General features: G+C 42.4%; 4 protein-coding genes and 1 pseudogene. 4 read left to right on the forward strand and 1 reads right to left on the reverse strand.

The genetic code is table 11. From position 1 onward, the window contains the following. The 3 genes and pseudogenes from F6K20_RS33230 to F6K20_RS33240 form a co-directional block, all read left to right on the forward strand. A pseudogene (locus F6K20_RS33230) lies at window positions 1–990 on the forward strand (kinase); the annotation flags it as partial. A 346-nt stretch (window positions 991–1,336) separates the two neighbouring features. After that, entirely contained in the window at window positions 1,337–1,909 is a 573-nt protein-coding gene (locus F6K20_RS33235; RefSeq protein ID WP_287297616.1) for a Uma2 family endonuclease, read from the forward strand. A 60-nt stretch (window positions 1,910–1,969) separates the two neighbouring features. Then, on the forward strand, window positions 1,970–2,107 hold the full coding sequence (locus tag F6K20_RS33240) for a hypothetical protein (protein WP_287265016.1): 138 nt from the start codon (window positions 1,970–1,972) through the stop codon (window positions 2,105–2,107). Between the two features lie 51 nt (window positions 2,108–2,158). On the opposite strand, the gene F6K20_RS33245 is transcribed toward F6K20_RS33240, so the two are convergent. Beyond that, complete coding sequence (locus tag F6K20_RS33245; RefSeq protein WP_287265018.1) at window positions 2,159–2,359, reverse strand: hypothetical protein; 201 nt, start codon at window positions 2,357–2,359, stop codon at window positions 2,159–2,161. A gap of 18 nt (window positions 2,360–2,377) precedes the next feature. On the opposite strand from F6K20_RS33245, the gene F6K20_RS40970 reads away from it, so the two are divergent. Then, on the forward strand, window positions 2,378–2,566 hold the full coding sequence (locus tag F6K20_RS40970) for a hypothetical protein (RefSeq protein ID WP_009149490.1): 189 nt from the start codon (window positions 2,378–2,380) through the stop codon (window positions 2,564–2,566). Window positions 2,567–2,669 lie beyond the last annotated feature (103 nt).

The raw sequence follows: 2,669 nt of genomic DNA on the forward strand, positions 1-2,669 counted from the left end.
TTCGAAAAAATCCTCAAACCCTATAAGATATTACCCAACTTTCCCCTCAAGCAAGGCTATTTTGCAGGCACCGGCATATTCTCTAGGCAGGAACTCGGTAAAGTATTTGCAGTGCTGCAATCTCAAGCCAAAAGTTTAGAGGATCCCATGGCACTCTCTACCTATGAGATGTTCCAGCAACGGATGACCCACTCAAAATTAGACCCCCCTTCCACCTATCCAGTGCGAGCAATTCGCAATCGCTGTATCGTAGATGCCGACTCCCTCCAGGATTCAGCCTTGCTCAATCATCTAGACAAACTAGAAAATGCGATCGCCCAAGGGGAATTATTAGAATTAAATCGAATTAAAGGCGGTGGCCGATTTGCTGGAGATCACGACGGATTTTTTCAAGCTTGGCCCCTGCAAATAGTATTTTACAATCACGCCTGGTATTTAGCATTTCAGCACCACGGCGGTAACCAGGATAAACTATTCCGGTTTGGACGATTAGACCGACTCTTTCTCGGTCGTGCCCTTGGCCAAACCCGCGATATGAAACAACAATGGCAATCCTTGCAGAAGCTGGAAAAACTCCACGAAGCAAGTGCCGGATTATTTCTTGGTAATAGTGCTAGCCAACAGCAACAGTTACTCAGTAGCAATAAATCAGAACAGTCAGCAGTTCAGGTCACCGTTGAACTGTGGTTTAATGACGATATGTTCCGATTTGTAAGTGAAGGAACCAAGCGCTTCAAACACATAAAAATGTCTCCCCCCTTAACAGCAAATCCCAGCTTGCCTAAATCCTTGTTTTCACTTCCTAAAACCAAAGACCCCAATTTTACCAATCGCTTTCAAGTAATATTACCCAAGTGGGCATTAGAGGATGTCGATTTTTTTCCATGGATTATCGGTTTTGGCGGCAAAGTTAAAGTAATCCAACCTCAAGAATTAGTTGATAAAGTTAATAAAATTGGCGCTGATATTTGTAGGGTTTATCAAGATTAGGGAGTAGGGAGTAGGGAGTAGGGAGTAGGGAGTAGGGAATAGGGAGTAGGGAGTCGATAATATATAGCGTTTATTTCATTGATGAGGTACGGCTATGAACCTCAAAATCCCCCTTATTAAGGGGGATTTAGGGGGATCATTTTGTATCTAATTGTAGAGAGAAATGCTATAATTATAATATAGCATTTATAAATAGATAATCAAAACTAATGCTGATTTATCATAACAGTAAAAACTCGTTGAATCTCTTGACCACTGTTCCCTGTTCCCTGTTCCCTTGTCCCATCAATCCTATGTTTAAATCTAAAATATAAATACTATAGAGCTACATCCACGGAGTATAATTATGAATCAGGCAATACATGAGAGAGTATGCTGGACTATTCATGACCTAGAATTGCTACCAGAAAATGAAGGAACACGCTACGAAATCATTGATGGAGAATTATTTGTGACTAGAGCGCCTCATACTAAACATCAGCAAACCTGTGGCAAAATTTTTCGACAGCTAGATGCTTGGTCTGAAGCCAGTGGTTTAGGAGAAGCTATTCCTAGTCCCGGTGTCCTGTTTTCTGAATCAGATCATGTTATTCCCGATGTCGTTTGGGTTACTCAAGAAACCTATACATTAACCTTAGATAAATCTGGACATCTAACTGGTGCCCCAGAATTAGCTGTCGAAGTTTTATCTGCTAGTCAACAAGACCAAAGACGAGACCGAGAAGCTAAACTAAAACTTTACTCTTCACGAGGCGTAAAAGAATATTGGATTGCTGATTGGAGGTCTCGCAAGCTCGAAATCTATCGCCGAGAAAACAGTCAGCTCAAATTAGTAGCAACCCTGTTCAGCCAAGATACCCTAACCTCTCCCATACTACCTGGTTTTAGTTGTACTGTGGCTCAGTTTTTTCCTAAATAAAAGGGAGTCGGGAATCGGGAGTCGGGAATCGGGAGTCGGGAAAAAAAATTATGTAAGGATATGCGCTACGCCCACGCTACGCGAACAGCTGTCAGCCGTCAGCCGTCAGCTGAAAATATAGCGTTTATCGCAGTTATGAGGTACGCTTCTCAACCTCAAAGTCCCCCGAGCGAGGGATTGCTCGCTCGGGGGATTTAGGGGGATAATAGGTACCTTATGGCATATATAATTGCTATAAATCTCTTTTATTCAAAAGCTGAAAGCTGATAGCTGAAAGCTGAAAGCTGATAGCTGAAAGCTGATAGCTGATAGCTGATAGCTGATAGCTGAAAGCTGATAGCTGATAGCTGATAGCTTGCGACCGCATTTCTTTACATTACCCCTCAAACAAAAATCTAAAAACCCTTGACAAACTAAAATATAATCATTACGATTATAAATGTACAGCAAAAGCAAAAGGTTCACCTTATGCCATCAGAATTTCCAACAAATTCAGAGAACAATCCAGACGATTCTTCCAACAAAAAAATCCGTGTTCAGCACATTTTGAAGGGCGACCGCAAGGCAATAACTAATACCATGCATACCCTCTATGCAATGGGCTACGCCGAAATATCCGAGTGGACTCCTCTGCAGCGTGCGGCTTGTTCTGAGTAGGAGCAACTCGTAGTAGAGTAGGTTATGACTCAGGTAACTCGCGGAATAACATCCCAAAGGTTATAGCCTTAAGGTGGCCCTCATTGTACCGCCCAGGAAAAGC

It is taken from the genome of Moorena sp. SIO2C4, assembly GCF_010672485.1.
Classification (GTDB): Bacteria; Cyanobacteriota; Cyanobacteriia; order Cyanobacteriales; family Coleofasciculaceae; genus Moorena; species Moorena producens.